Annotated in this window: 26 protein-coding genes; 14 read left to right on the forward strand and 12 right to left on the reverse strand. The window is 60.8% G+C overall.

Annotation, left to right across the window (positions count from 1 at the left end):
- Positions 1-123: 123 nt before the first annotated feature.
- From ACWUI2_RS15900 to ACWUI2_RS15915, 4 genes are read left to right on the forward strand one after another with little or no spacing between them, the layout of a single operon-like run.
- Complete coding sequence (locus ACWUI2_RS15900) at positions 124-1710, forward strand: NAD(P)H-hydrate dehydratase (protein WP_486983829.1); 1587 nt, start codon at positions 124-126, stop codon at positions 1708-1710.
- Positions 1707-2735, forward strand: a complete 1029-nt coding sequence (locus ACWUI2_RS15905; protein ID WP_486983830.1) for an ABC transporter permease — start codon at positions 1707-1709, stop codon at positions 2733-2735. Before ACWUI2_RS15900 ends, ACWUI2_RS15905 begins: the two co-directional genes overlap by 4 nt.
- Before the next feature lie 26 nt (positions 2736-2761).
- Positions 2762-2962, forward strand: a complete 201-nt coding sequence (locus ACWUI2_RS15910) for a hypothetical protein (RefSeq protein ID WP_486983831.1) — start codon at positions 2762-2764, stop codon at positions 2960-2962.
- A gap of 3 nt (positions 2963-2965) precedes the next feature.
- Positions 2966-3733: an ABC transporter permease gene (locus ACWUI2_RS15915; RefSeq protein WP_486983832.1), complete on the forward strand. Its 768-nt coding sequence runs from the start codon at positions 2966-2968 to the stop codon at positions 3731-3733.
- A gap of 16 nt (positions 3734-3749) precedes the next feature.
- Here the strand turns inward: ACWUI2_RS15915 and ACWUI2_RS15920 are convergent, their stop codons facing one another.
- Together ACWUI2_RS15920 and ACWUI2_RS15925 are read right to left on the reverse strand one after the other, a co-directional pair.
- Entirely contained in the window at positions 3750-4085 is a 336-nt protein-coding gene (locus tag ACWUI2_RS15920) for a tetratricopeptide repeat protein (protein WP_486983833.1), read from the reverse strand.
- Between the two features lie 15 nt (positions 4086-4100).
- The gene (locus ACWUI2_RS15925; RefSeq protein WP_486983834.1) at positions 4101-4808 is read right to left on the reverse strand and encodes a PP2C family protein-serine/threonine phosphatase; all 708 of its coding nucleotides are present in this window, start codon (positions 4806-4808) and stop codon (positions 4101-4103) included.
- Positions 4809-5214: 406 nt separating this feature from the next.
- On the opposite strand from ACWUI2_RS15925, the gene ACWUI2_RS15930 reads away from it, so the two are divergent.
- The 6 genes from ACWUI2_RS15930 (at position 5215) to ACWUI2_RS15955 (ending at position 10924) form a co-directional block, all read left to right on the forward strand.
- The gene (locus ACWUI2_RS15930) at positions 5215-5769 is read left to right on the forward strand and encodes a LysM peptidoglycan-binding domain-containing protein (protein WP_486983835.1); all 555 of its coding nucleotides are present in this window, start codon (positions 5215-5217) and stop codon (positions 5767-5769) included.
- Positions 5769-6737, forward strand: a complete 969-nt coding sequence (locus ACWUI2_RS15935) for a ParB/RepB/Spo0J family partition protein (protein ID WP_486983836.1) — start codon at positions 5769-5771, stop codon at positions 6735-6737. Before ACWUI2_RS15930 ends, ACWUI2_RS15935 begins: the two co-directional genes overlap by 1 nt.
- Positions 6738-6759: 22 nt before the next feature.
- Positions 6760-8613, forward strand: coding sequence for a SulP family inorganic anion transporter (locus ACWUI2_RS15940; RefSeq protein ID WP_486983837.1), 1854 nt, complete (start codon positions 6760-6762; stop codon positions 8611-8613).
- 199 nt (positions 8614-8812) lie between these two features.
- The gene (secG, locus tag ACWUI2_RS15945; RefSeq protein WP_486983838.1) at positions 8813-9232 is read left to right on the forward strand and encodes a preprotein translocase subunit SecG; all 420 of its coding nucleotides are present in this window, start codon (positions 8813-8815) and stop codon (positions 9230-9232) included.
- 70 nt (positions 9233-9302) lie between these two features.
- Complete coding sequence (locus tag ACWUI2_RS15950) at positions 9303-10217, forward strand: outer membrane lipoprotein-sorting protein (RefSeq protein WP_486983839.1); 915 nt, start codon at positions 9303-9305, stop codon at positions 10215-10217.
- Between the two features lie 20 nt (positions 10218-10237).
- A complete protein-coding gene (locus ACWUI2_RS15955) occupies positions 10238-10924 on the forward strand; it encodes an HAD family hydrolase (protein ID WP_486983840.1) in 687 nt (228 codons plus the stop codon).
- A 611-nt stretch (positions 10925-11535) separates the two neighbouring features.
- Here ACWUI2_RS15955 and ACWUI2_RS15960 read toward each other — a convergent pair.
- Both ACWUI2_RS15960 and ACWUI2_RS15965 read right to left on the reverse strand, forming a co-directional pair.
- Positions 11536-13134 carry a fucose isomerase gene (locus ACWUI2_RS15960; protein WP_486983841.1) on the reverse strand — a complete coding sequence of 533 codons (1599 nt, stop codon included), beginning with the start codon at positions 13132-13134 and terminating at the stop codon, positions 11536-11538.
- A 103-nt stretch (positions 13135-13237) separates the two neighbouring features.
- The gene (locus ACWUI2_RS15965; protein ID WP_486983842.1) at positions 13238-14116 is read right to left on the reverse strand and encodes an NAD-dependent epimerase/dehydratase family protein; all 879 of its coding nucleotides are present in this window, start codon (positions 14114-14116) and stop codon (positions 13238-13240) included.
- A 114-nt stretch (positions 14117-14230) separates the two neighbouring features.
- On the opposite strand from ACWUI2_RS15965, the gene ACWUI2_RS15970 reads away from it, so the two are divergent.
- The 3 genes from ACWUI2_RS15970 to ACWUI2_RS15980 are packed head-to-tail and all read left to right on the forward strand — an operon-like array spanning position 14231 to position 16556.
- Entirely contained in the window at positions 14231-14776 is a 546-nt protein-coding gene (locus ACWUI2_RS15970) for a hypothetical protein (RefSeq protein WP_486983843.1), read from the forward strand.
- On the forward strand, positions 14773-15327 hold the full coding sequence (locus ACWUI2_RS15975; RefSeq protein ID WP_486983844.1) for a hypothetical protein: 555 nt from the start codon (positions 14773-14775) through the stop codon (positions 15325-15327). The genes ACWUI2_RS15970 and ACWUI2_RS15975 overlap by 4 nt, the downstream gene beginning before the upstream one ends.
- Positions 15328-15344: 17 nt before the next feature.
- A complete protein-coding gene (locus ACWUI2_RS15980; protein WP_486983845.1) occupies positions 15345-16556 on the forward strand; it encodes a PP2C family protein-serine/threonine phosphatase in 1212 nt (403 codons plus the stop codon).
- 1 nt (position 16557) lies between these two features.
- Here the strand turns inward: ACWUI2_RS15980 and ACWUI2_RS15985 are convergent, their stop codons facing one another.
- From ACWUI2_RS15985 to ACWUI2_RS16010, 6 genes are all read right to left on the reverse strand, one after another.
- Positions 16558-17496 (reverse strand): Ppx/GppA phosphatase family protein, encoded by a 939-nt coding sequence (locus tag ACWUI2_RS15985; RefSeq protein ID WP_486983846.1) that lies wholly within the window; start codon positions 17494-17496, stop codon positions 16558-16560.
- Positions 17497-17579: 83 nt separating this feature from the next.
- On the reverse strand, positions 17580-18476 hold the full coding sequence (locus tag ACWUI2_RS15990; RefSeq protein ID WP_486983847.1) for a LysM peptidoglycan-binding domain-containing protein: 897 nt from the start codon (positions 18474-18476) through the stop codon (positions 17580-17582).
- Positions 18477-18776: 300 nt separating this feature from the next.
- Positions 18777-19559, reverse strand: a complete 783-nt coding sequence (locus ACWUI2_RS15995) for a putative 4-mercaptohistidine N1-methyltransferase (protein WP_486983848.1) — start codon at positions 19557-19559, stop codon at positions 18777-18779.
- Positions 19552-20709 (reverse strand): M29 family metallopeptidase, encoded by a 1158-nt coding sequence (locus tag ACWUI2_RS16000; RefSeq protein WP_486983849.1) that lies wholly within the window; start codon positions 20707-20709, stop codon positions 19552-19554. The genes ACWUI2_RS15995 and ACWUI2_RS16000 overlap by 8 nt, the downstream gene beginning before the upstream one ends.
- A gap of 92 nt (positions 20710-20801) precedes the next feature.
- Positions 20802-21227, reverse strand: coding sequence for a hypothetical protein (locus tag ACWUI2_RS16005; protein WP_486983850.1), 426 nt, complete (start codon positions 21225-21227; stop codon positions 20802-20804).
- Between the two features lie 57 nt (positions 21228-21284).
- Positions 21285-21803, reverse strand: a complete 519-nt coding sequence (locus tag ACWUI2_RS16010; RefSeq protein ID WP_486983851.1) for a DsrE family protein — start codon at positions 21801-21803, stop codon at positions 21285-21287.
- A 248-nt stretch (positions 21804-22051) separates the two neighbouring features.
- On the opposite strand from ACWUI2_RS16010, the gene ACWUI2_RS16015 reads away from it, so the two are divergent.
- Positions 22052-23038: a DnaJ C-terminal domain-containing protein gene (locus ACWUI2_RS16015; RefSeq protein WP_486983852.1), complete on the forward strand. Its 987-nt coding sequence runs from the start codon at positions 22052-22054 to the stop codon at positions 23036-23038.
- 54 nt (positions 23039-23092) lie between these two features.
- Here ACWUI2_RS16015 and ACWUI2_RS16020 read toward each other — a convergent pair whose 3' ends face one another.
- Positions 23093-23836: a hypothetical protein gene (locus ACWUI2_RS16020; RefSeq protein WP_486983853.1), complete on the reverse strand. Its 744-nt coding sequence runs from the start codon at positions 23834-23836 to the stop codon at positions 23093-23095.
- A 69-nt stretch (positions 23837-23905) separates the two neighbouring features.
- Positions 23906-25123 carry an alginate lyase family protein gene (locus ACWUI2_RS16025; RefSeq protein ID WP_486983854.1) on the reverse strand — a complete coding sequence of 406 codons (1218 nt, stop codon included), beginning with the start codon at positions 25121-25123 and terminating at the stop codon, positions 23906-23908.
- Between the last annotated feature and the right edge of the window lie 18 nt (positions 25124-25141).

Here is a 25141-nt window from a genome sequence, read left to right on the forward strand (position 1 = left end):
CCTTCTCGCGGCTAAAGACTGCTGTTTTAAGGATAAGGCACGGGGACCGGAGGTTAGAGCGGCGGGCGGGCGGCGGTGGAATGTCCTTCATAATTCGTCATTCATCCTTCATAATTTTCTTCCATGTTGAGTTGCGCGGAGGCGGTGGAACTGGAGAAGGAGGTGCTGCGGGGGGCGCCGGAGGCGGAGTGGGAGGCGATGCTGCGGGCCGGAAAGGGGATTGCCGACGGGATTTTGGACGATTACCAGGAAGGAGCGGACTGGCCGGATCATTGGCGGATGTTGATCGTCGCGGGCAAAGGTCACAACGCCGGGGATGCCTTTCTAGCGGCGCGGGAGATGGCGGCGGCGGGTGGAGGGGGTTCGGTCGAGGTGGTTTTCGTTTTCGGAGAGGAGGCCCTGAGTCCGTTGGCGAAGCGGGCGTGGAACAGCCTGCTCGGCGCGACCGGACCGGGGCTCCGGATTCGGACCTTGTCGCTTGATCGCGAAGGAGAGGTCGTCGCGCAGTTGGAAGGTTTTAGCGGGAAGCGGTATCATCTTTGTCTCGACGGTTTGTTCGGGATGAATTTCCGTCCGCCGTTCCGGGCACCGGTCGACGAGGTTATCGATTGGCTCAACCAACGCCTCCGGGCCGATTTCCGGGCGGCGGTCGACTTGCCGAGCGGATTGTCGGACGAACCGGCGGAGCGGGCCTTCCGGGCCGATTTCACTTACATGACCGGGAGCGCGAAACGGCCCGCCTTCGAGCCGCGGAACGCCGAGTGGGCGGGTCGGCTCCGGTATTTGGATCTTGGATTCTTCGAGCGGGCACCGGCGCGATTCGCGGAAGCGGGGCGGGCGGTGTTGTCGTCGGACGTGTTGGACGGCCTCCGGGGATGGCGCCGACCGATGACCCACAAACGGAATTACGGTCACCTTCTGGTGGCGGGTGGGTCGCGGCGGATGCCGGGGGCGATTCTGATGAGCATTCTGGCGGCGGCTCGGAGCGGGGTCGGATTGTTGACGGCGGCGGTGCCGGAGTCGTTGGTCCCCTCGTTTGCGACGGTGGTTCCGGAGGCGATGTGGATCGGTTGTTCGGAAACGGAGGCGGGGGGATTGGCGTTGGACGGACTGCATCGGTTGGAAAATATCCTGCCGAAGGCGACGGCGGTCTTGATTGGACCGGGGGTCGGAACCGAACAGGAAACGCAGGCGATGTTGGAGGAACTGGCGGAAAAGATCGAAGTGCCCCTGGTGATCGACGCGGAAGCCTTGCAGGTCACCCTTGTCGAACGCCTGCGGAGGCGACCGGAAATGAGGGGAAAAGTGGCGGTGACGCCCCACGCTGGTGAATTCGCTCGAATCTCGGGACGGGATTTCGCGGAGGAAGGAGAAGAGTCGCTGTATCAATTCTGTCGCGACACCGGATTCTTGACGCTGTTGAAGGGTCCGCCTTTCACCCGTTTGTGCGACGGCGGGATGATCTGCTACGGTTTGGCGGGCGGGCCGGTATTGTCGCGGGGGGGGAGCGGGGACCTCCTGGCCGGGATCGCGGGAAGTCTGGTGGCGCGCACGCCGGACGACCTTGGGCTGGCGATGCGGCGGGCGATCGTCTGGCATGGTTTGGCGGCGGAAGCTCTGGCCCGGGAGTCGGGTCAGGAGGCGGTGCGGACCACGGACTTGCTCGATTATCTGTCGCGGGTGTTGCGGCGCGGCGGCCGAACGGGATGAACGGGCGGGGGGCGGAACTGGCGGTGTTGGCGCTGCGGCGGGCGGGGGCTCTGGCGGTGATGTTCGGGGTGGTCAGTCTGCTGCTTTTTCTGGCGATCCGGGCGATTCCGGGAGATCCGGTGGCGTTGCGGTTGAAGAATCCCGATCCGGCGCAAGTGGCGGCGGAGCGGGAGCGGCTCGGCTTGGACCGTCCGTGGCCGGTGCAATTCGGGGTGCAGGCGAAACAGTTTTGGACCGGGGAGTGGGGGACCAGTTTCGGAACCGGGAGGCCGGTGGCGGCGGACGTCCGGGCGTATCTTCCGGCGACCTTGGAATTGGCCTTGGCGGCGCTGTTGCTCGGGGTGGCGGCGGGGGGGATTTGGGCGTTGTTGGCGGAGTGGAGCGGAAGCCGGGTGGTCGGGCTGTTGTCGTATTCCGTCGGGATGGCCGGATTGACCGTACCCATTTATTGGATCGGGTTGCTGTTGATCATCGGCGGGAGTCTCTGGCTCGGGTGGTTCCCATCGGGAGGGCGGTTGCCGGCGGGAATCGATCCGCCGGGAGGCACCGGATTTCTATTGGTGGACGCGCTGGCGGCGGGACGGATCGGGGTGGCCGGGGAAGCGGTGCGGCACCTGTTTTTGCCAGCGCTCTGTTTGTCGTTGTATCCGGCGGCGCAAGTTTGCGCGACACTCCGGGCGCGGTTGCGGGAGCCGCGGGTTGGATGGCTGTTGGCCGGGTTGCGGGCGCGGGGGTTGGGTTCGGCGCGGATCTGGCTGGTGCATGTGTTGAAGTTGTTGGCCGGACCGGTGGTGACGATCATCGGGACCACCTTCGGGGTTTTGCTCGGAGGGGCGGTGTTGACGGAAACGGTGTTTTCGTGGCCGGGAATGGGGCGGTACCTGATTGGGGCGGTGTTGGACCGGGACATCTACGTGATTCAAAACGCGTTGTTGCTGGTGGTCTTCCTGGTGTTGGCGGTGGTCCAGGCGAGCGATCTGCTGGCGGCCTGGTTGAACCCGGCGGCGATGCGGGAGGAGGAGTGAGGAAGATGGAATCACGAGGAAACGAAATGAAGTCGGCATCCGGGCAGCGCCAGTTTAACCCTGTGGGATTCAATTGGGTTTCATGCGTGCGGAAAGGCTTTGGTCGTCGAATGACTGTCGAGCGGGCGGCCATCGCCGACCATTTGAAAGCGGTGCGGGGACGCACCCGCACTCCAAAGCGCTTCGCGCAAAAATTTAACCGGCAGGATGACGTCAAGTTAGGATAAAGGATGGGATGGTGGCGGGAAGTTTTGCTCTTGTTGTTGGTCGGCGGGTTGCTGGCGGGGTTGGTGGTGGCGCCGCATGATCCGTTGGCGCAGGAGTTTTTGGAGGAGCGGCTGAGCGGTCCGAGTTGGGGTCACCCGATGGGGGTGGACGGACTCGGGCGGGATATGGCTAGCCGGGTCTGGGTCGGCGGGGCGCACACCCTGTTGATGGGGTTGGCGGCCACGACCGGGGCGTTCGGAGGAGCGGTGGGATTGCTGGTGGTGGAGCGAAGCGGGCCGCGGTGGCTGCGGAGGGGGATCCGGCAGGCGGTCGCGGTTTGGATCGCGATCCCGGTCTTGTTTGTCGGGTTGTTGCTGTTGGTTTTCCTGCGGCCCTCGCCTGGGACGTTGGTGGCGGCGGCAGCGGTCGGGACGACTCCGTTGGCGTTTCGGCAATTGAGGGTTTTGTGGCTGGGCCAGGTGGGGACGGAGTATGTGCGGGCGGCGGTGGTCCTGGGGGCGGGGAAGGTTCGGTTGTTTTGGCGGGAGATTTGGCCGAACCTCCGTCCGGATGTTTGGGCGGTGGTGAAGTTGGTCTTCGCGTTGGCGGTGTTGGAGTTGAGCGGGCTCGCCTTTCTCGGATTGATCGGCGACCCCGACTTTCCGGAGTTGGGGGCGTTGTTGCGGGAGAATCAGCGGTATCTCTTCCTACGTCCCTCGCTCGTGGTTTGGCCGGGATTGGTGTTGAGCGGACTTTTGTTGGCCGTTCAACTCTCCGGAGTGAAGAAGTGAGGGGGCGGCCGGACGGTCAATCCGTTTCGGGATTGGGATGGACGTCGAGTTCGGCGAGCATGGCGCGGAGTTCGGATTCGGGCGCTTCGTGATTTTGTTCGACCGCGAGAGCGAGCGCGCTTTCCAAGGTGCGGTGGGCGGCGTCCGGTTCGCCGGTTCGAAGGTAGGCCTTTCCGAGGAGAATGCGGGGCATCATCCAATCGGTTTTCTTGTCGCAGCAGAATTTCAAATGTTCGATCGCGGCGGCGTGTCGGCCTTCTTCGAAAAGGGCTTGGCCAAGGCTGAAGCGGAAGAGTTCGTTGGCGGGAGCGTTTTCCACCATCTTTCGGAAGTGTTCGGAACGAGCGGTCATGTGAAAAAAAAGATATTAATCGATGAAGATTGCCACTGCGGTCAAGTTGTCGGAACCACCGCGCCGGTTGGCTATTTTGATCACTTCATCGACGATGGACTTCGGTGACGAGTGTTGTTTGAGCCATTGGTGAATTTCGTGCGGGTCGACGTGGCGGGTGATACCGTCGGTGCAAAGGAAAAGCCGGTCGCCGGGCGCGGCGGTGTGGGTCAGCCAATCGACTTCGAGCGGGGAAGGTTGTCCGAGGCACCGGGTGAGCGTGTGTTCCGCGAGGAGCGGGATTTCCGTGCCCGGGACGGTCCGGCGAAGGATTTCGGCTTCGGTGTGGTCGGTGGTCAGTTTGCGCCATTGGTCGGAGCGAAAGAGATAGGCGGCGGAGTCGCCGGCGTGCCCGATCGACACGGTCTCGTCGGTGATCCGGGCGACGGTGAGCGTGGTGCCGGAGCCGCGGACCGGATCGATCTGGGCCCCGAGCTTCGTGATCGCGGAATGGGCATCGGCGAAGGCCTGGGGGAGGTCGAGAGCGCGTTCGTTTTGTGACGCCTCCTTTTGATGGGCCTTGAGGAGGGTGACCGCGAGCCGGCTGGCTTTGTCGCCGCCGGCCAGACCGCCGAGACCGTCGGCCACCGCGTAAAGGTGGTGGGTGGCGTCGTTGAGGAAGGCGTCCTCGTTCCGGCGCCGCATCCGGCCGGTGTGGCTGTTGCCGTGGGAGCGAAACTTCATCGTAATGAAGTGAATGCGACCTGCGGGGATTCGCAAGTGCGGATTTTGGAGAAGGGAGGCGCGCGCGCAGTGGAGCGTTCGAGGTGGGGACCGCGGGAACGCGGGCACACAACCACCGTGACACGGACATTCCTGTCTGTGATAAAACAGGCAGGAATGCCTGTTTCACGACAACAGGCGCGCGGGAGGCATTGCGGAGGCGCGAGAGGAGAAGCTGGCGGGCGGAGGAGACCCCGGCCACATCATTCGTCCGATTTTGTCTGATTCCTGTTCTTGCTTTGTCGGATCGATCAACTAGAAGGGGGGAATGCGGAACTATTGTTGCTTAGTAGGGATCCTCGCAGTCGCTTTTTTGGGGGCCGGATGGGATTCGCCGAATTCGCGCGGAGGCTTGGAGGCCGAGCCGATGCAGTCCAACGACCAGCGGATTGAAATTGCCAACCTTCGGGCGGACGTCCAGGCGCTCGATCGGCGGGTGCGCGAATTGACTTTGGCCATGGAGGAGGTGCTCCGGCGCAACCGGGACCTGCAGAACGAGTTGGAACAGCAGCGGCGGCAAAATGCTCAATCGGATGATTTGGTGCGCCAAGCGCAGTTGGACCGGTCGATCCGGGAACTGGAACGGAAGACCCAGGCGGCCAGCGTTGAACAAAGGCGTCAGATTATCCGGGAGGTGACGACCCAGATCGAGGAATTGGGGAAACAAACCCAGGCGGCGATCGACGCTCTGGCGAGGAATATTTCGAGCCGGCCGGCCCCGGTGCCGACCCGGCAAGTCAGTTTTTCGGATGATTTTCCGCGGGAAGGCGTTTCCTATGTTGTCCAGCGAGGCGATACGTTGTCGGGGATCGCTTCCCGGCACAATTCGACCGTCCGCGACATCCAGAACGCGAATCAGATATCCAATCCCGCCGCGATCCAGGTGGGCCAAACCTTGTTTATTCCACAGAGAGGAAATTGATGGCCAGCAACAAGTCACGACTGGGACGCGGTTTGAGCGGCCTGATATCGGGCGGGACCCGTCCCTCGGCGGCCTCGGACGGCAAATCGGCTCCGGCCGGAAACGGGGCGGCGAAAAAGGAGTCGAAGAGTGATGCTCCTCCGTCGGCCCCCGCCACTGCCGGGATGCCGGGGTATCTGGAGATTCGGGTCGACCGGATCGACGTGAATCCCTACCAACCGCGGAAGGAATTTGATCCGGAGCGGTTGCGGGAATTAGCGGCGAGTATCCAGGCGGAAGGATTGTTGCAGCCGATCGTCGTGCGGAAAGTGGGCGACCGGTATGAGTTGATCGCGGGGGAACGCCGTTGGAGGGCTTGTCAAAGTCTTCAATTGAAGACGATTCCGGCCCGCTTGATCGAAGCGAGCGATGCCTCCTCGGCCTCGATTTCGCTGATCGAGAACTTGCAGCGGGCCGAGTTGAACCCGGTGGAAGAATCGCTCGGCTACGCCAGCTTGATCCGGGACTTCGATCTGACCCAGGAGGAGGTCGCGGAGCGGGTCGGCAAAGGCCGGGCCACGGTGGCGAACGCGTTGCGTCTGCTGCAGTTGACCGGGGAAATCCAAGGTTATCTCGGGAAAGGGCTGATTTCGACCGGGCACGCCAAATTGTTGCTCGGGGTGGAAGGAGAAGCCGAGCAGACCGTATTGGCCCGTAAGATCATCGAGGAAGGACTCAGCGTCCGGGCGGTGGAAAAACTGGTCAAGAATCTGAAGATCCGGAAAGCCACCTCTGGCAACGGCATGGCCGAGCGGACTCCGGCGGAGTCGGAGGTTTCGGCGGTGAAGGATATCGAGAAGCAGATTTCCACCCGGTTGAACACCCGGGTCGCGTTGAAACATTCTCCGAAGAAGGGGAAAATCGTGATCGAGTATTACGGCAACGACGATTTGCAGCGGATTCTGGAAAAGATCGGGGTGACCGGATAGTCCTCTGAGCGGATATCAGCTCATGGACGGCGAGAAATTCGACGGAAAATCGAACAAGGAGGCGACGGCTCCCCGCTTCGTCTTGCCGATCCTGCGGGAATTGCACGGTTACCGGATGGGGACCTTGCGGGCCGATGGGATGGCGGCGACCACCGTCGCGTTGGTGTCGATTCCGCAGACGATCGGTTTCGCGCTCATCGTCGGGATTCCGCCTCAGATCGTTTTGTATGCGGCGATTGTCGGGGTCTTGTTCACGGCGCTTTTCAGTTCCTCGCGGCACCTGGTGGCCGGGCCGACCACCAGCATCAGCATCATTTTGGCCAGCACGATCCACACGCTGCAAGGTCAGTTCGGAGCGGTGGAAATCGTGGTGGTTTTGGCCCTGTTGATCGGTGCGATCCAGGTGATCGCCGGGGTGGTGAAACTCGGGACGTTGAACCGTTTCATCTCGCGGTCGGTGATCATCGGATATACCACCGGGGTGGCGCTGTTGATCGCGGCGGGTCAGATCAACAACCTGCTCGGGGTCGACCGGGCGCAGGGAACGGATTTCATCGCGGTGGTGCTGAATGTGTTGCGCAATGTGTTGGCCGCCAACGTCAACGCCCCCTCGGCGATCATCGGGATCGTGACCCTGGTTTTCCTGTCGGTTGCGTGGAGATTGGTGCCCCGGTTGCCGGCCGGGTTGATCGCCTTGATCTTGTTCGGCTTCGCGGCGGCGGTGTTCAATTTGGAAAAATACGATGTGACGCTGATCGGTGGGATCGGGGAGATCGTGCCGGCGTTGCCGACCTTCGGCGACCGGGCCTTGCCGCAGGATTTGGTCGCCCTGGTGCCGCATTTGATGAGCGCGGCGATCGCTATCGCGATTCTCGGGATGTTGGAAACGGTCTCCCTGGGGAAAGCGGTGGCGATTTCGTCGGGACAGAAAATCAACGCCAATCAGGAAATCATCGGCCTCGGGATCGGCAACATGATGTCGGGTTTGTTCGGCACAATGCCTGGGTCGGCCTCCTTCGTGCGGACCGCCACCAATTATCAGAGCGGAGGGAAAACCCAGATCTCGGCGGTGTTGAGCAGTTTCATCGTGGCGGGGGTGATCCTCCTGTTCGCCCGCTACGCCAACTACATTCCGATCCCGACGCTGGCGGCGATGTTGGTGTTCATCGCCCTGCGTATGATCAACTTCGAGCAAATCATGATCGCGGTCAGTTCGACCCGGTCGGACGCTCTGGTCTTCGCCGCCACCTTTTTGTCGACCCTGTTTTTGCGATTGGACACCGCCATTTACGTCGGGGTCGGATTATCGCTCGTCTTATTTTTGCGGAAAGCGGCCACGCCGCATTTGGTCGAATACGGATTCACCGACAGCGGGACCTTGTCGGAACTCGATTCCTCGGAGAAGCGGAAGAACAACCAGATTTCGATCATCCATGTGGAAGGGGAACTCTTTTTCGGAGCGGCGGAGTTGTTTCAGGATCAAATCCGGTACATCGCCCAGGACGAAGGGATCCGGGTTTTCATTCTTCGTTTGAAAAACGCCCGGCACATCGATGCCACGTCGATCGTCGCCTTGCAGCAATTGCTCGACTTTTTGAACAAGAACAACCGCTTTTTGCTCATCAGTGGAATCAACGACGAAATCGAACGGGTTTTAATCAACAGTGGTTTCATGGCGAAAATCGGTAAGGAGAACGTCTTCCATACCGAGGCGAATCCGACGATGAGCACCAAGCGCGCTTTGTTGCGGGCCTCCCATCTGTTGCAAAGCAGCAGTCCCGACATCCGGATCTTTTACGACCAGGTTCGGAAGAAAGGATTCGATTCGGCTCCGAAAGCCGACGAAAAGACCGGTCCGGTCGATTATCAGATTTGAGACGCGGGTGCGCCTGCGGCCGAATAGACGATAGCAGGCGAAGACGCATAGACGATAGCCGCATAGACGACAAGCGATGGTCTGACGGATGGCAGACCATCGCCAAAAGTGGTTTTTCTTGCTTTTTCCCTTGCGGGGAGGGCGCTTCCGCCTATTTATTTACCCTTTTTCCGGATTTCCATAGAAAGCTAGAGCTTAGATGAACCTTCTTATCGGTTTCTTCACCGTCATTCTCGTTTTGGTCAGCCTTTTGATGTGCCTGATCATTCTCATGCAGCGCCCACGTTCCGATTCCGGCTTGGGGGCGGCCTTGGGCGGAGGTGGTGCGGCCGAATCCGCATTTGGGGCGGAGACCGGCAACATCTTGTCGCGGAGCACCATTTATTGCGCGATCTTCTTTTTCATCGCCACCTTCATTCTCTATCTCGGTCACATGTACACCAGTCACCGGGGAGTGACCGACGTCCGAGGCTTGCCCGAGATGAGGGGTGTCGGTGAGATCGATCCTCCGGCCACTCCGGATGCCGATGAGACCCAGCCTCCTCCGGAAGGAGAAGTCGTTGCTCCGGCGGAAGGCGCCGAGGACGAGGAAGGCGTGGCTCCTTCGCCGCTCGATTGATCCCGCGTCGCGCGGGAAAATGGAGGCGCGGAGGGAACAAACCGCTCCGCCGCTTGATCCATCTCTTGTAATGAGGTCGTCTTTCCTTCCGAACTCCGTTTATCGCGGATCGTTCCCCCGTTGGTTTTTCGCGGGGCCAGTGTTGCTGGCGTTCTTTTTCGGGGCCGTCCTGCCCCTTGAGGCCCAGCGTCGGTTGCCGCCCCGTCCGATCCCTTACAGCGAACTGGAGCGGGAAGAAGGGGAACAGCGGTTGGCCGAAATGCGGCAAATGGGGATCGAAGGTGTTTCCACCTTTTTGTTCGATCTCCGGGTGATGCCGCGCCGCGGTCCGGAAAGCCGGATGCGGGGACAGATGTGGGGAAGCCGCAATGAAATGGGACCGGTTTTCCGGTATGAGATCCGGACCGGGGAAGGGGATCCGGAACGCCGGCTTCGCTTTCTGATCCAGAACGGCCCGCGCCCCGCGATCTGGTTTTACGACACGGCGGATGAAGCGTCGGAGGTGCGCCGATTGGAAGGCCCCGAGTTGTTCGAGGCGATTCCCGGGACTGATTTCACGCCGTTCGACTTGCAAATGCCTTACCTGTTTTGGGAGGACTTCGCCTACGAAGGGTTGCGACGAATTCGGGGACGGTCGTCGCACGGGTTTTTGATGTATCCTCCCGCCGGGACCGCCGAGGACTTCCCGGAACTGGAAGGGGTGCGGATCTACCTCGATGCCGAGTTCAATGCGCTGACCGCGGCCGAAGTGATCGGGCGGGGCGAAGTCGTGTTGCGGTCGTTCAACATCATGGAAATCAAGCGAGTCGAGGGGCAGTGGATTGTGAAGTCGATCGATTACCATGACCGCCGGTCCGATGACAAAACCCGGCTTTCGATCCGGGGCGCCGCCTTCGAGTTGTCTCCGGCCGATTTTCCTTTCACGCCGGAGGAGTTGGACCGGGGATTCCCGACCGTGCCGCGCGAAGAATTCTCCCTCTTTTAATCATCCTGAAATCTACTGCAATGTTGCCTGTCACAAAACGTTTGGGCCTGGTCTTCGACCTGGATGGAACCTTGGTTAACAGCATGCCGATGGTGTTGGCGTCCTTCACCTATGCCATCGAGGTGTTTCAAAATTCTCCCGAGCCGTTGGAGATCTTCGAGAAGCTGGCCGGCCCGGCTGATATCTGCTTGCGCAATCTCCTCGACGACGAGCGGAATCTCCCCGACGCGATGGCCCGGTTGTTGGAATACAACCGGAACCACCACCACCAGATCGTCCCATTCGAAGGGGCGGTCGATTTATTGGAAACGCTGTTAAAGAACGGCACGGAAGTGGCGCTCTGGACCGGACGGGATCGCCGGACGACGGACGAAATTTTGAGCGCGCACAACCTCTGGAAGTATTTCCAAGTGGTGGTGTGCGGCGACGATTTCACCAGTCACAAACCGGACCCGGAAGGGCTGGTGCACATCCTCGACGAACTCTCGTTGAAGAGCAGCGAAGTCTTGTTCGTCGGTGATTCCGATGTCGACGTATTGGCGGGACATGCCTGCCAGGCTCCGACGATGTTGATCCGGCATGGACGGACGGTTTCGAAGCAGATCCGTTCCCTCTGCCGCGAATGGGTGGAGACTCCGCAGCAAGCCTACGAAATCATCGCCGCGAAGGTCTCGACTGAAGGGGTCGGTTGCCTTTCGAAGCGCTGAACTGAACCTAAAAACGCAGTTGGAGTAGCCGCGAAAAAGCTCAAAATACGCAAAAAGCATGGAATAGGCTTCTTTGCGTCTTTGGTGCCTTCTCGGGGCTAAGTAGACCCCGTCCGAAAGGGGGTGGCGTTCGGCGGATCGGCTCTGCTACACACCCCACCGCTCTGGCGAGCGGTCCCCCCCTCTCAAGAGGGGATCTGTTGTGAGCAATTCCGCTCTTGCGAGCGGTTCCCACTCTCTAGAGGGGAACTGTTTGTGAGCAATTCCGCTCTGGCGAGCGGTCCCCCTCTCTCAAGAGGGGATCTATTGTGAGCAATTCCGCTCTTGCGAGCGGTTCCCACTCTCTAGAGGGGAACTTTTTGTGAGCCATTCCCCTCTTGAGAGGGGGGGACCATGCGCGAGCATGGTGGGGTGTGTTGTCTTCCCCGCTGTTACAGCCACGGAGCGACCGAAAACCTTTTCGGATACCCGTTAAATAACTGCTGTTCTTAGGCTTAAGGCTGAAAACCGAACGGCCCCCCGATGGCCCCGAAGGGTCGCCGACCGAAGCGCGCGACAAAAAAACCAACAGGTGTTAATTTTTTTGTCGCGGCTGAGTGGAACGGGCGGGATCAGAGATTGCCGCAGATCGAGACTTCGAGGCCGAGGGCCCGCATGGCGGCTGCTTTGGCGAGGAGACCTTCTTTGGCTTGGTCCCGGGAGGGGGCGTAAACCACTTGGATGTGGTTCGACTTGTGGCGGGCCATCATTTGGTCGCGGTCCACCCCATCGAGCACGGCGTGCATGATCGGCCATTGGGGAGTGGTTTGCTGCCAGCGGTCGGCGGTTTCGTTCTCCGGGAGTTCGACCACTTTCGCGAGACCGGTGTCGAATTTCAATTTGCCGGCTTCGACGAAGACCCGGCTCCAGACGATGTGTCCGGGTTTGCTGATGCCCTTGAGGGTGCCGCCGCCGAGACGGAAATACATCGAAGGTTGCCGTTCGCTGCTGGCGCCGCGGTAGCCGTCGATGAAGTGGGCGGCGGGGGCGGCGCCGGAAATCAGGAACACCCAGACAAAATCGTCGATCCCGTCACCCTGGTATTGGCGGCCCCAGCGAAGGTCGTGGAGGGTGTTCTCCGGCGGGAAACCGAGTTCTTTCCAGAGTTGGTAGGTGACCAAGCCATCGAGTCCGGCGCATTCGTCGACTTCGTTGAAATGGGGAACCGCTTCGCCGGCATAAAGCTCCTTGCCGGTTTCCTCGTGGTAAACCGGGGGACGCTCGACGTTGTTGAGTAATCCTTCGACCAGGTCGGACGCGGGGGCGAGGTCCTTGAGGCCCTGTTGGTATTGGATGCCGATGGTGGCGCAGCCGAATTCGTCGGCGATGCGGACCGCCGCGATGTACATTTTGCACTGTTGGAGGACTTGGTTTTCGGTCAGGTCGGATTCTTCGTTCGACCCGAAGCGGAACTGAATTCCTTTCTCACGGCACCAATCGAATACCTTTTTCGCTTCGTCGTCGGAAACGGTCAGCATTTTGGCGTAAAGGGCGGACTGGCTGAGTCGTTCTTTGAAAACGCCGGTCGGATTGAGGAGTTCGTCGGGGATGATGGCATTGTACATGCCCATGCAGCCTTCGTCGAACACCCCCATGATCCGTTTTTCGCGGATCAGGCGCTCGGCGAATTCCTGGCCTTTGCGGACGGCGTCGCCCTTGAAGCCGTCGTCGAACGGTTTCACGTGCGGGGTCGGGTGTTCGACCTTGCCGGAGCGGAGCCATTGGCGGAGTCCGTTGAGGAAGAAGTCGTCGGTGAAGTCCTCGCTCCACAAGGTCGAGTATTCGACACCCATCCGGGTGAGGGAGCCATTCAGATTGAGCATGCCGACGAGGCCCGGCCAAGTGCCGCTCCAGTTGGCGACGGTGAGGATCGGGCCGCGATGGGTGAAGAGACCGGGGAGGATGTGTTGGCTGTATTGCCAAACGGCTTCGGCGACGATCAGGGGCGATTCCGGATCGATGTCGCGGAAGACTTCGATGCCATGCTTTTGGCTATCGATGAAGCCATGTTTTTTTTCCGAGTCGTAGGGATGTCCCCGGGTTACCGAGTAACCCTCTTTTTCGATCGCTTGGGTGAGCGCGGCTTCCATTTGGGACTGGGCGTCCCAGCAGTTTTGGTTGGCGGCGATGCGGAGGTCGCCGTTGGCGATGAGTGTGATGGGTTTAGGCATGACCGGTCAGTCTAGAGAGAACCGATCGATTGTGGAGATTATTTTCAGGAAAATGCATTGAATTTGACGGAAAAGCGGACCGGGCTGGCCGGTTCGAGTGGAATCACAAATCGTGGCGGATTCCGGCTTGGTCCGGCGGTTCGTTTCTCGGGGTAAGTTCGATGTGGCCGAGGTCGAGGTCCTCGGTTTGAGGGTTTTCGCGGGCGAGATCGTCTTGGGGTTGATATCCGATCAATTGGCGGGCGTCGGTGATGTCGAGACGTTTGTAGCGGTTGTCGCTGATCCCATGGAAAATGGCGAATTGGAGATGATCGGCTTCGATAGACCGGGTGATCAGTTGGACGAGATCGCGGCGGGAGGCGAAGGCATCGAGCATCCGGGCTTTTTCCGGATTTGCGGCCTCCTTTAAGGGTTGGAACGCGCCGATGCGGATCGCGATGGTGGACAAGTCGTGTTTTTCGGCCATGTAGCGTCCCATCGCTTCGCCGAAACATTTGGATACTCCGTAAAGATCCCCCGGATTGACCGGATCGACGGTTTTCACCTGCATGTCGCTCGAGTAACCGGATACGGCGTGGATGGAAGAAGCGTAGATCAACCGGCGGCAGTTCGCGGCTTTCGCGGCGACAAAGGCGTGATAGGTGCCGGTGATGTTGGTCTTCAAGACCGAATCCCACGCGGCCGAAGGACTGGGGTCGGCGGCCAGGTGGACCACGGTGTCGATGCCCTGGCAAAGTTCTTTCATTCGGTCGAGATCCAGGAGATCGCCGGAGACGACATCGCCCAGATAGGTGAGATCCGCGGGATCCTCGTCCTCGGCGACCATGAGGCGGAGGTGGTATTTGCCGTGGGTTTTCCCGGCGAAATAGGAACCGATCCGGCCATGCGCCCCCGTGACGAGGATTTTCCGTTTCCCCGCGTCGTCGCGACGACTCTTGTTCCGGTTTCGCCCGGGTGGGACTTGGGTGAATGAAAGGGCCATGGTTCAACGATACCCGGAGGTCGTGAGATGGACAACTGCGCCGGGTGATTGGAAGGCTCGTGGGAGGGCTTGGTTTGGCTTGAAATAAATAAAACGTCGTGCGACGATTAATTCATGAAGAAGGGACTTCGGCGGGAGCAAATCGTGGAGGCGCTTTCCCGTTTGGGGGAATTGGCTCAGGCGGACGGGGTGGAGTTGGAGATCTGTTTTTACGGTGGCTGTGCGATGATGTTGGCGTTTGATCGGAGGGCGATTACTCGGGACGTCGACGCCATCTTTCATCCTCGGAAACTGGCGTTGCCATGGATCGAGCAGGTCGCGCAGGAACTTGGGTTGCCGCCCGACTGGCTTAACGACGACGTGAGGCAATTCTTGGCTCCAGCGGGGGCGTTTCGTTCCTTGCCGCTGGATCTGCCGGGAATTAGAATCAATGTTCCCACGGCCAGCTATTTACTGGCAATGAAGGCGTTGGCTGGAAGAAGGGCATTGCCGGGATATGGAGGCGATGAAGAGGATCTGCGTTTTCTGATCAAGAAAATGGGAATTCGATCCCTGGACGAAATCCAAGAGCATATCAATCGATATTATCCCGATGACCGTCCGAGTGACGCTGCTTGCGCGATGATCGCTCGAGTTATTAAAGAGGAGACAAGCGAATGAAGAAGACGGTGACACGGCCGGCGACGCTGGAGGAGGTGGCGGAGCAGGCGGAAAGCCTGGAGGATTTCGGCCTTCTGTTACGGGAGTTCAATCAGACGCTGCGGCGGAACGACGTGTCGAGTCGTCCGGCGTTGGCGCGGGCGATCCAGAAGGCGCCGGCTCGGTTGAAAGACCGGTTTGATGGAGGCGAAATCGCGGATGCTTATCTCGCTGCCTTCGGCGAATGGATTGCCCAACAGGCGGGATTGGAATGGCCGGAGTGGACCCAGGAGCCGGCGCGGTCGTGCGAAAGGCCATGGTTTGCGGACGAAGCCCGGGCCTCGTTGTTGGTGTTGGCACCGTCGGCCTTCCGGCGGCGGGGGGTCTTCACCCTGCCCGAAGATGTGGTGCGCCTTCGGCGTGGGCGGCCCAGGGTGAGCCTCGAAACGAAGAGGGAGAAAGCCCGGGAGAGGGACCGGCGTTATCGCGAACGGCTGCGAACGTGGGCGAAAGCCGGACGGGTGGAAGCGGAGGATGTTTTCCGCTCGCGTGGCGGCGGGAAGAGTGGGTAGTTTGATTGGCATCAAGCATGGATGAGCCTCTGAATTCTTCCGCCCCCGTCCCTGATCCGCTATTTCATGCGCCGGCCGAACGACTGTTCGAGGCGCTGATGGCGCAATCGCCGGATCGGATCTACATCAAAGATCTGGAGAGCCGGTTCGTGACGGTGAGCCGGACCATGTTCGATTTTTTCGGGGTGCGATCGCTCGACGAAGTGAAAGGCAAAACCGATTTTGACTTCTTTACGCGGGAACATGCGGAACAGGCGTTTGAGGACGAGCGGCGGTTATTGAGCAGCGGCAAGCCGATGTTGGCGAAGGAAGAGAAGGAGACTTGGCTGGATGGAACGGTGACCTGGGTTTCCAGCACGAAGGTCCCGTTGGTGCTTGGATCGGGGGAGGTAGTCGGTTTGCTCGGGATCTCTCGCGATATTACGGAGCAACGGAAGGCGCAAGTCGCGCTGCGCGAGAGCGAAAGCCGGTTGCGTTTGCAGAATGAAATGATGCAGGAGGATTTCGAGAGCGCCCGCAGCGTCCAGTCGGTCATGATTCCGGGGGAGATTCCTTCGCATGATCGCTTGAAGATCGCGGTGCGCCTGAATCCAATGGTTGCGGTCGGCGGTGATGTCGTGACGTTTCCTCCGGACCCGGGGCGTCGGGCCCTTTTCTTTTTGGGCGACGTGGCCGGGCATGGGGTGCGGGCGGCGTTGTTCACGGTTTTGATCAAGTATTTGACCGACAAGCTGGGCGAGAAATACACGGGCGATCCGAACGCGTTCCTGAATGAATTGAACCGAAATCTAGCCGGTCGGATTCCCGGAGGATTTGTCACCGGTTTGTGCGGACATTTCGAAGAGACGGGGGAAACGCTGAATTTGTGCCTGTCGAACGCCGGCCATCCGGAGGTCTTTTGGTTCCATGCGAAGAGCGGAGAGTTTCGTCGGGTGAGGTTGCGGGGCGGAGCGGTGCTGGGGTTGCCGGTGAGCGCCGGTTCTCCGGCGGATTGTCTGGAATTGGGTGTGGGCGACCGGATCTATGCGTTCACCGATGGTGTGGTCGAAGCGAGGAACGAAGGAGGGGAGTTTTACGGGGTTGAGACGATTCTGGAGGGGGCGGAAGAATGGATGAAGCTGGACCTGGACGGATCTTTGGACGCGTTGATCGCGGATGTTCGGCGCCACTGCGCGGGCCTCGAGCAGCAGGACGATATTTCGATCCTGGCGATCGAGGTGGAAGCCTGAGTCACTCTTGGCCGAGGAGCTCGGCGGCGAGACCGTAGCGAAGATTCAAATACGAATGATGGAAGGCTTCTTTGCCGGTCAGGTCCGCCAATTTCAGGAAAGTCGCCAGGGCGGTCGGGAAGACGTCCGCTCGTCCGGCGGTGAGGCGTGGGATTTGGAGGCGCTCGGAAAGAGGTCGACTGCCGGTCCGTTCGAGAAGGGATCGGAGGTCGTCGCGGGTGAGGAGGGAAGGCATTTCCTCGAGTTGTTTTCCCTGGAGTCCGGCGGCGATGTTGAGGGCGGTGGTGAGAGTGCCGCCGGTGCCGATAGCTATCGCCGTGGAGGGGAGGGAGAATTGGAAGCCGCTGGCTTCGATCACGGCGGTGATCTCGTCGCCGATCCGGCGTTCATCGTCGGCTGTGAAGGGAGCCGACGGGTCGGGAATCAGTTTTTCGGTCAGGCGGACGCAACCCAACGGGAGGCTGACGACCTCGTCGAGTTGTTTGTCGGAAAACCGGAGGCATTCGAGGCTGCCGCCGCCGAGGTCGAAGACATAAAAGTGGGTGGACGTGATGGATGAATCGAGTCGGATGGCGTGTCCGATTAATTCGGCCTCCCGGTCGCCACTGAGGATTTCGGGGATGAGGGAGGTTTTTCGCCGAATCGATTCGACCAGGGCGTCGCCATTGGCGGCGTCGCGGGCGGCGCTGGTGGCGACAATTCGGATGCATTCGGGGTCGTGGGTGCGGGCCTCTTCGACAAGGGCGGACACGGCTTCGGTGGCGCGGGCGATACTGTCGGGGGTCAAAACAGGGTTTTGTAAGCTGATTCCCTGGCCGATGCGGGTTTCCCGGGTGTTTCGGTAGATCATTTTGATCTGGCCGGAATCTTCGGCTCGGGCGGCGACGAGAAGTTTGATCGTGTTACTTCCGATATCGATGACGGCGACTGTACTGGGCATGGGAAATAGGTGGGAACGAGCGGGGCCGGTGGGGGCGCCGACGGGATTGGGAGTGGGGCGTCCGGAGGAAAACGTGGTCGGCATCAGGAGAAGAGCTGATGCATCTGGGCGGTGGGGAAGTGCCGGCCCGGGCACAAGGTACGGTTGCCGTCGACCTCTCGATGGACGGTGAATTGGCCGCGGCCTCCGGTGAGGTCGAACTTCAGGTAGCGGACCAGTTCGGTGAGGGCGGCGATTTGTTGGGAGGATGGGCGGCGTTGTTCGAAATTGCCGACGAGGCAGATCCCGATGCCGACCTCGTTCACCGAGTGGTTACGGACATGGCCGCCCTGAAGCTGCTGCAGCCAGCGGTCGCCGATTTCGATCTCCCCGTTGCCGGAGTCGCGGCCGTTTCCAATCACAAAGTGGTAGGCGAGTCCATTGGGCATTCTCATCTGGCGGCGGTGGAAGCCGTCGTAGATGCGGGCGTTGCCGTTTTCGATGCCGCTGTGGTGGGCGACGATGTATTCCCAGGGGCGGAGTTGGGTCGGGAGTCCCCGTGTCACCCGGACCACTTCGCCGATGTAGCGGTGGGTGCCGGTGTTTCCGGCGGCGCCTGGGATGATCAAGGTTTGCCCGGGATAAATCCGGTCGCCGGTGATGTTGTTGGCGGTCTGGATGGCTCGAACGGTGGTGCCGTGGTCGCTAGCGATTTTCCCGAGGGTGTCGCCGGCTTTGACGGTGTAGGTCCGGGTGGGGGCGGCGGAGCGGATGACCAAGGTTTGACCAACGAGGATTCGGTCGCCGGTGATTCCGTTGCGGGCGCGGAGCTCGGCCGCGGTCGTTCCGAAACGCTGGGCCACGCCGCTGAGGGTGTCGCCCTGGCGGACGGTGTAGGTGACGTCGCCGGTGGCACCGTGGAGCCAACCGTGTCCGGCACCGACCATCGAGGCTGCGGTGGCGGCGGCAGCGGTCTTCAAAAACTGGCGGCGATTCAACATGGTTACCGTAATGCTCCGATCCCGGATTGCGGGGCATGCTTTCCTTTTAGGAGAAAACGGGCGAGGGAAATCTTCAAGACTTTTTCGAGAAGTGATTCGGAGGAGATTTGGGGGAGAGGGGATGATCATCGAAGGTTGCGGACGGGAACGGGAGGGCGATGTGCCTCCTCGAAAACGAGGGAAACACACCCCACCGCTCTGGCGAGCGGTCCCCCCCTCTCAAGAGGGGAATGGGAACACACCCCGCCGCTCTGGCGAGCGGTCCCCCGGCGCGAGGGGGACGAATCAACTATCCAGGGATTAGCGTCTGTGCCATACGGTCGCCTCGGCGACGCTCCATTGGAACTTGCGGGCGTGTTCGCGGATCAGGAACGGGAGGTCGATGCGTTTGACGGATTCGAAATGGGTCCCGAGGGTTTCCTGAAGGGTGTTGAACGTGGTGACCGGTTTTCCGTTGCGTTCGAATCCGCCGAGCCATTGGTCGCGCGGTGTGAAGTCTTCGAGCCAAGTGTAGGGGGAGACGAGAATCAGTTGACCGCCGGGATTCAGGAGATCGGGGAGCTGTTTCAGGAAATCGCCGGGGCGGGGCAGGCGGTCGATGAGGTTGGCGGCCAACACGACGTCGAAGCGGCTGAGATCGGGGCGGAGGTCGAGGGCGTCGCCGACCTCGAAATGGACCCGGTCGCGACGCAGGTCCGCGGGAACACGAGCCGTCAGGGAGCGCTGCAGTTCGCCTTCGGTGGGAGAAGTGTAGGGAAACTCCCCGGCGGCTTGCAGGCGGCGGGCGGCGGCGATGAAAGAGGCGGAGTAGTCGATGCCGACGACTTCCTCGACATGGCGGGCCAATTCAAAGGAGGACCGCCCGACTGCGCAGCCGAGATCGAGCGCCCGGGATCCGGTGGCCGGAAGGCGGGTGGGATCGAGGCATTCGCTGACGCATCGGGCGGGAAAGCCGAGTGCATCCGACGGTCCGAACGGATACGGGAGGATTTCCGAAGCGGTCCCGTAATGAAACAGAAGGTATTCGTGGAGAAGTTTGTCCGATTCGTAATACGGTCGAGCTCCTTCCTTCGCCTCATCCATGGAGAAGGGAGTCGATGTAGGCGGAGGGCCGGAAGTTTTCGATCAACACCTCGGTTTTACCATTCCGGTGCAGACGCACCTGGGAGACATTGATTTCCGGCGTTTTGGTCGGGGAAAAAAGAATGTCGTCATGGGTGGCGTGAGAGGCCTCGGTGAACAACTCGGGCGTCAAGTGGCCGCCGAGGTGGTCGCTGCGGCCAGTGGCGACGTGGACCGTGCCGAGGATTTTTTCGTCCTGGATGTCCCGGCCGGAAACCGGCAACACCTGGGTGCCGAAACCGAGTTCGCCGAGTTCGCCGGTCACCGGGTCGGAGGCGAGTTTTTCGTTGTGGGCCTCGACGATCGCCGGATCTCCCGTGAGGAGCTCCGCTTTCTGAATGCGGCCTTTGGCGACGCGCATCAATCCGATCGTGCCGTCCTCGTAACGCATGGGGAAAACGCCTTCGGCTCCGGTCGGCACATAATAGATTTCGCCGGCCGGGAGGTTGGCCACGTCTGGTCCGTTGCGGCAGAGGCCGTGGCTTTTTTGGGCTTCCTGGCCCCCGAGAAGAAGTCGCAAGGTGTGGGTGTTTCCGCTGATTTCAAAATCGATCTCCGCCCAATCGGCGCGGGTCATGCCGAGACGGAGTTTTTCGGCGGTCCGGCTGACTTCGTCGTAATCGACCGCCAGCCCCGACGAAAGGATGATGTCGTTGACTCCGTGGAGGGTGGCGCCGCGGAAACCATGTTTCTTGGCGGAGGCGGTCAGCGGAGCGGTGGCGGAGTAGGTGGACACGCAGAGAATGATGTCGTAGTTCGGATAAACATCCCGCTCCAAGCTGACTGGTGTGCCATTTGAGTCAAAGGCCTCGTCCGGAAGGTCGAGGTTGCTTCCGCCGGTGGTTCGGTAGGCGAACATCTCGCCTCCCTTCAATTGGAGTTCACGACCGGTTTCTCCCTGGATTCCTTGATGAAAAACCTCGTAGGCATGCCTTTGAACGGTCAGCTCCTGGTTCCGCAGGAACCGGAATTCCTCGATCTCGCGGGGATCATCCAAGTCGATCAAAACGCAAACCCTCGAACCCGGTTTCGGGGCGAAAACGGTTCGAAGAAGCCGACCGAGGTCGAACGGCGGAAACGTCACATTCTCAGGAGAATATACTGTCGTCATCCCGTCAGCGAATCATAGCGCGAGGTGAAATGCAACCATGCCGGGGGAAACTTTCCGGAAGGCGGAACCCACGGAAAGTTCCCCCGGACGGATTACTTCCGGGGACCTTTGTCGAGGTCGTCGAAGTCGCCCCTTAGGGCCATCAAGGCGTATTTTTCGCGGTCGATTTCCTGGCGGGTTCGGACACCCATGCTCCGGAAGAAGCGGACAGGGGGGCACCAGCCGCGGACCGCGTGGTTGAATAGCAGGGCGCCGGTGACGACGGGTACCAAGAGCCATTTGCGGGAGAACGCCACTCCGAGGACTACTCCGAGCAGCGAGACCGTGGCGGCGTTGGCTTCGAGGAATTGTTCGAGATCCCGTTCTTCGTCGAGTTCTTCGATTCGCTCGGAGATCGTCTTCTCGTCCTGGACGGCGTAATACTGGATCCGCATGTCCAGATCGCGGTCGATCTCCGCGTTGATTTCCGGCGGGGTGTGGACCCGGATTTGGTCTTCTCTTGATTTCGGTTTTACCATCGGTTCGTGTCTCCTGTTGTTGGCCGGCTCCCGGACCTGCGAGGTTCCGAGAGGGTTTTAAAAATCGCTAACGTAAGTCTCACCGTCCCGCACGGAGGCCCAGCCGTGGGCTTCCAAGCGTTGAATTTCTTCGGTGCCGGAGCGAATGGTCCGGGTGAATCCGAGCAGGGAGGAGGGGGCGAGACCGTGTTGTTCGAGGCTGCGGCTGCAAACCATAAAGTCGATTCCGCGGTCGGCCAAGCGGCTAAGGCGCTGATCGAACGGGTTTTCCGCGCTCTTGAGCAAGCGGACGCCATCGGCCGAGGCGATGACCGCGATGTCGGCGAGGTTCGCGAAGTTTCGTTGGACGCCTTCGACATTGGTCAGGAACAGGTCGTAAGCAACATCGGTGGGACTGCTGATTTCGAAAACGATCCTGAGACGTTGTTTTTCGTCGACGTTTTCGGTGGCGGAGGCCGGTGCCCGGCCGAAGCCGAGGACAAGCGTAGCCGCGAGGGCCAGCAGGAAAGCGTTCCTGGGCCAAGCGGCCGTGGGACGGACGGTTGAGACGTGTGAGGAGAGATCAGGTTTTGCCATGCGAGTGGCGGTAGCAGAATCCGTTCCGATTCAATGGCAAATCAAAGATAGGAATGTCGGTGTCACGGTGTGGGACAGGTATTCCTACCTGTTTTTTTTAACAGACAGGAATGTCTGTTTCACGGTATTGCAGAATGCGTGTTGGCCGACCGGTGCGGCGTGCCGATTGCATGCTTGGTCGGCTCTTGCCAGAGAAACGTTCCGGACTAATTTTGTAACGGGACTTTCAGGAGAAAGACCAGTCGCTCATGAGCATCGAATTCAAGGACTACTATCAAATCCTCGGGATTCCCCGGACCGCCGGGCAGGACGAGATCAAGCAGGCCTACCGGAAGCTGGCGCGGAAATATCATCCGGATGTGTCCGGGGGAAAGCCTGGAACCGAGGAGCGTTTCAAGGAGATCAACGAAGCGTATGAAGTGCTGAAGGATCCGGCGAAACGAAAGAAATATGATTCCATGGGCTCCGGATTCGATCCGGAGAGAGAGTTCCGTCCGCCCCGCGGGTCGAGCGGTCGTCCAGGTGGAGGCACGCGGGGCGGTTTTGGGGTCGGAGGAACCGGTTTCAGCGACTTCTTTGAAGTGTTTTTCGGCTCGAGGCGGATGGGAACGGACCCGTTTGGCGGTGGAGTGCCGTTTGGCGAGAGCGGAACGGGAATGGGCGGACGTCGTCGGACCGGTCCGGTGAGGGGGAGCGATCTTGAAGCGGATATTTTGGTGACGCTGGAGGAGGCGATCCGTGGTTCGACCCGGCAGGTTAGCGTCGACCGGGGCGTCACGGGCGGGAATGGCGGCCGAATCGAAACCTATCAGGTGAAGATACCGCCGGGCGTGCGGCAAGGGCAACGAATCCGTTTGGCGGGGAAGGGGGAGGCGGGGAGCGGGCCGGGCGTGGCCTCCGGTGATTTGTATCTACGGGTTCGGTTGAGTGAGGACCCGTTTTTTCGGGTCGAAGGCGACGATCTTTATTACGACCTGGCGCTGGATCCCTGGGATGCGGTGCTCGGGACCGCGGTCGAAATCCCGGCGCCATCCGGCAAGGTTTCGCTCCGGATTCCGGCGGGGACTTCGTCGGGAAAGCAATTTCGGCTTCGTCACCTGGGAATGCCCCGGGCGGGAGGCGCCCGGGGGGATCTCTATGCGGTGGCGCGGATCCGTATCCCTACCCGGCTGACTCCGCGGGAAAGGGAGCTTTGGGGCGCGTTGCGCGCGGCGCGCATAGACGATAGACGATAGCTGATAGGGGGCGCGGGCACCGGGGAGGGTTCCCCGGCGCCTTTCGGAAACCGATTAACGGGAGGTGGATCCGTTGGCTGACGAACCGTTGCTGGAGGATTCCGTTTCGGCGGCCCGGGTGGAGCGTTCGCGGAGATCCTGTAGTCGGAGGTGCTGGCGTCGGCGGTATTCGTAAGGGGCGGATGTATGGGAGTGGAGTTGGATGACGCGGATCTGCTGGTCGAGGTTCGCCTGTTCGAGTTGTTGGGCTTCGAGGATGCGTTGTTGTTCGAGGGCGTGGGCGAGGCGAATGCGTCGTTCCTCGGCTTCCCGTTCGGCGAGGGTGCGGGCTTCGGCCTCGCGTTGGAGCGAAGCCAGGGCGGCGGTCAATTTAGATTCAAGCTCGGCGTTCTGTTGTTGATGGGTCGCGGCGAGCTGCTTTTTCTGGGCTTCCAATTCCGCCTGCAATTCGGCCTGGCGCCGGAGATATTCTTCATGGCGAATGCGGGCGAGTTCGGCTTCCCGCTCGGCTTCTTCCCGCGCCCGTTGTTCGGCGAGGGTTCGTTCTTTTTCGGTGGCCAATTGCCGGGCGGCTTCTTCCTTGGCGCGCGCCGCGCGTTCCGCCGCCAAGCGGGCCGCTTCGGCTTCGCGCTCGGCCCGGAGCAACGCTTCCCGCTGTTGTTCTTCATGGGCCGCCAATTCCGCGGCGCGGGCGGCATCGAGGTCCGCTTGGCGCCGGTTTTCGACCTGGACGTAGCCGTAGAATCCGGCGGATCCGAGAATGAGCAAGGCAATGGCTGTGATAATGGCAGTCTTCATGGTGGGTGCGAATCGTGCGGAAAAACCGCGGAATGTCGATTTTCGAATGATGATTAGGTTGATAAAGGATCAGTTCCGCGAGGAAATGTTCCCTCGGTTGAGAGTGACGTAGGGATCGCCTTGCCGACCGTTGACGGGGCGGTTGTGGTCGAGCCATTCGTCGAGCCCGGCGATTCGGCCGGGGAAATGGTTGTGGATGATCTCGAATGGGTTTTGCCGGAGATCGGTTTGCCGAGGAGAGTTGTGCCAGGGGAATGGTTCGGCGAGGACGTTCCAACGGTAGTAGGTGTCGACCACACCGAGGAGGGTGGCTCCGTTGGGCGCTTCGCGATCCCACCAGTCGAAACCGGCGTAGCGGGCGATTTCCATGGCTTGTACCAGCGAGGTCAGGCTGTAAGCGGTGTAAGTGACCCCCCGCTCGCCGCCTCGGCGCTTCACTTCGCGGGGAAGATAAATGGTCTCGTCCATCACCGCGAACTTCCAGTCCGCGCCCCGGTGAATCAGGCCGTTTCGAGGGAGGAAATAACGGTCGAGCTCGGTCAGACCGAGGGCGAGGAGGTCGGGATCCTCGAAGACCACGGCGGCGGTGAGGACGCCGAGAACCCCCGCCTCCTGCCAGTTGTTGCGCCGGGTAGTGGCGACGCGGACGACATGGGGGAGGACTTCCCGGCGCCACCAGGATTCAAACACGGCGGCGTGGCTTGTTTGCCACGATTCGGAGGATTTCAACAGGTCGGCGGCGTAGAGCATCCGGTTGAACCAGGAACCGAGTTGGAGGCCGCGGTCCATGCCGGTGAAGCGGGTGCCGGCGTCGGTCCAGGCGCGGAGGATTTCGGTTGATTTCGCGGCATAGCGTTCGTCACCGGAGTAAAGCCAGGCGAGGGCGGTCACATAGGCGGCGTTGGCTTCGCGCTCCATCAAATCGCGGACCTCGTTGAGGTTGGAACCGACCTGGTAACCTCCCATCACGTGAAGGCGGACGGGAGGAGCTGGGGTGAATTCGAGGGCGGCGTCGGCTTCGCGCAACATCCGGCGGTAGGCGACGTTTTGGGGGGCGGCGCCGGAGTCGATTCGATCGCGGACAATCGCCAACTCGGCCGGGTTCAGGACGGTCATGGGGGTGGCGAAGGTGACCGCCGTCGTATCGATCCGGGAGGCTTCCCGGGAGGTGGTGCAGGCGGCGGAGACGAAAACAAACGCCAGGAGGAGGAGGACGTGATGCGGAAACGGAAACGGTGGGCGGCGGGGCGAGGCCGGGGCTTGATCGGTTGCGGTGGATGGGAACATGGGTGGTTCGGTTGGATT

This window comes from Verruconatronum alginivorum (assembly GCF_056590205.1).